The sequence below is a fragment of the Planktotalea sp. genome, assembly GCF_039984035.1.
Taxonomy (GTDB): Bacteria; Pseudomonadota; Alphaproteobacteria; order Rhodobacterales; family Rhodobacteraceae; genus Planktotalea.
This window is the reverse complement of the sequence record NZ_JBDWVM010000437.1, coordinates 1-2937: the sequence shown is the minus strand read 5'-3', so window position 1 is coordinate 2937 and position 2937 is coordinate 1. Positions and strand designations below refer to the sequence as shown.

The window sequence follows — 2937 nt, the reverse complement described above, 5'->3', positions numbered from 1 at the left end:
GGACCCTTCGTTGCGAGATGTCATGATCACGCATCGCACGAAGCGCTGCCTCTCGTTGTTCGCTCTCAGCAGATCCTTCAGAACAACGTTGTCCAACATCGTATCCGCCAGCAAACGCTTTAGCTTCGCGTTCTCATCGGTGACGGCACGCAGCTTAGCCGCGCCAGACACCTCTATGCCACCATACCGTGATTTAAACGTACAGAATGCCCCCTGACTGAAGCTATGCGTGCTGCCCACATCAGCAGTCGCCATCCCGGCGTCCTGCTCCTTGAGCATCCTCCCTCTCGGGACCATGCTACGCACAACCCTGACGCGCAATGAACAATCTGGGCTTCGCTAAATCGGCTCTTTCGCATTCCTTTGCACCTTCAAAAGCCTGAGCAAACTCTATAATAAAACGAAGGACGTTTCGGAGGGGTAGGCCACTTTACCTAACCGTCTCAACTAACGCGCTTCTTGCCATACACCTATAACAAGAAAGTCCACCGAATTTTGTGCGCAAATGGCTATAAATTCACAACAGGGTCGCAATGTGCGCCGCTTCACGTTGACGTCATTAACCTTTCGTGAAAAACAGCATGGAAATTAGCGAGCGCCCCGCCAGCAGATAACATTCTACGGGAGCTGGCTATGAAATTTTCACATCTGCGGGGCACGCTGTTAAGCGGCGTTTCCATTATTGCTGCAACTGCGGCATTGGCACAAGATGCTGACACCACGGACTTTTTCGACCTTGGTAGCATCGATCTCTATGGGGATCGCACCGGCAATACACTTGAGCAAACGGCTTCAAGTGTGGCTGTCATCACCGCTGAAGAACTGGACAGCCCCACGATCCAAACCGTCGAGGACGTCTTTCGCCGTATCGCCAACGTGCAGGCGGGCGCCGGTACAGAAAGCGGGTTCATCATTCGGGGGATCAGTTCCGAAGGGCTCACACCGGGCGGCAACAGCGCGCCTTTGGCCTCGATCTATATTGACGGGGTTCAACAAACAGTCGAGGCCGCACGGCGCGGGTTCAGCGGGGTGTTTGATGTCGAACAGGTCGAGGTCTATCGCGGCCCGCAATCGACCCTTGGCGGACGCAACGCACTTGCCGGTGCAATCTATTTGCGCACGAAAGACCCAGAATTCGCAGAATCCGGCGCGCTGCAGCTCACGTTTGGCGAAGATAACCGCCGGCAGGTGGGGCTGGCATACGGCAACGCCATCAATGACAGCTTTGCTTACCGCCTCAGCGGGGAATTTTCCACCAAGGACAGCGACCTCAACTTTCCGACCTACCAAGCATTTGGCGGCCTGTCCGACTTGGCGACAGACGAATTCTACAACTTGCGTGGAAAATTGCTCTGGCAACCTGCCGACAATGCCCAAACCCGCGCGGTACTAAGCTATTCGCATAGCTTTGAATCACCAACCACAAATAACATTGCTGGGCCAGGCTCGGATCTGGCTGTTAGCTTTGATGACAACCGTGGCGATATTCGGCAAGGGAATAACATTGCCTTTCAGGACGTGCGAGAAACACGGGTCAACAATGCTGGGCTTGAAATTACGCATGACTATTCTGATGCACTGCGGCTGACGGCGTTGACCTCCCTGTCAGACTCGATCACTGATCGGAAGTCGATCAACGCAGAAGATGCAGGGCAAACGTTCACGATTGTTGGCGAATTTGATCAACAGATCTTTTCGCAGGAGGTCAGACTAAACTACGATAGCGGCCCTGTGCGATGGGTCGCTGGCGCATATGCCGCCCACGAAGATAACTCGGGTGAGTTCGACGGTACACTAGATGCCAATCCGCTCATTGCCACCCCCCTCGATGTGGATACAACGAATAGAACAGAAACCAACAATATTGCGTTGTTCGGTGAGGTGACTTACGAATTTACCCCCGGTGCCCGCATTGTTGCAGGGGCACGGCTCGACTATATTGGTCAAGATATCAATGCCACTTTGCTGTCGTCTACCGCTGGGTTCCCAGTGCAGGCGTTTACATCTTTAGATACCACGACCAGTGATATCAAGTTTCTGCCAAAACTCGGCTTCGAATACGACATCAACGCCGACCAAAGCATCGCCGTGGTATATCAAAAAGGCTTTCGGCCAGGTGGCGGGGGCATTCAGCCCGTCGGAGCAGCGTTCGGGGGAACTATATCGACATACGAGTTTGATTCTGAAGAAACAGACAACTTAGAGCTGTCCTATCGCGGAAGTTTTATCGAAGGTCGTCTGAACGTTGCAGGCAATCTGTTTTATACGGACTATCAAAACCAGCAGGTCGAAGTGGAGGCTGTCACCAACAACGCATTTTCTAACATCATCGTGAATGCCGGGGACTCCGAAGCCTACGGCGCAGAGTTCGATGTCGACTATCAGATGTCTGAGACGTTGAATCTCTTTGGTTCGGTTGGTTTGCTCCGTACCCAATTCAAGGACTTCACGTTCAGTGGTCAAGATCTTTCGGGTCAAGAGTTCCGCAATGCGCCCACCAAGACGATCTCTGTTGGGGCGCGTTGGGGGCGTTCGACGGGCTGGTTTGCCAATGGCGTGGCCAGCTATGTTGGGTCCCAAAAATCCGGGAGCGTGAACGGCGCGGCAGTAGATCTGGGGGGATACACGACCGTCGATGCATCCACCGGCTACGCCTGGGACAGCAGCCGCCTGACGTTTTACGCCAACAACCTCTTGGACAAGCGGTATTTCACTGCACTCAACAATACCAATAGCATTGCAACCCTTGGTGACCGCCGCGAGATCGGCGTCCGGTTCGACAAGGTGTTCTAGAAAGTCTCGCGATCTGCGGGGGGGCTGGTCATGTCGAAATTGCACGACCTATGGTGCAAACGACCGTCTGTGCTCCCCGCACTGTCGCCGAGGCGCCTTTATTGAGACAATAGGACAGGCTAAGGCGGTCAATCCGCCTGCCTT

At 54.0% G+C, this 2937-nt stretch carries 1 protein-coding gene and 1 pseudogene; one reads left to right on the top strand and one right to left on the bottom strand.

Annotation, left to right across the window (positions count from 1 at the left end):
- Positions 1–359: pseudogene (locus ABJQ89_RS19445) on the bottom strand (transposase); the annotation flags it as partial.
- A gap of 274 nt (positions 360–633) precedes the next feature.
- Between ABJQ89_RS19445 and ABJQ89_RS19440 the strand changes: the two are divergent.
- A complete protein-coding gene (locus ABJQ89_RS19440) occupies positions 634–2793 on the top strand; it encodes a TonB-dependent receptor (RefSeq protein WP_348405811.1) in 2160 nt (719 codons plus the stop codon).
- Positions 2794–2937 lie beyond the last annotated feature (144 nt).

Excerpts from the sequence above, each read along its gene's own strand:
- ABJQ89_RS19440 (WP_348405811.1), top strand. The coding sequence starts at position 634 with ATGAAATTTTCACATCTGCGGGGCACGCTGTTAAGCGGCGTTTCCATT.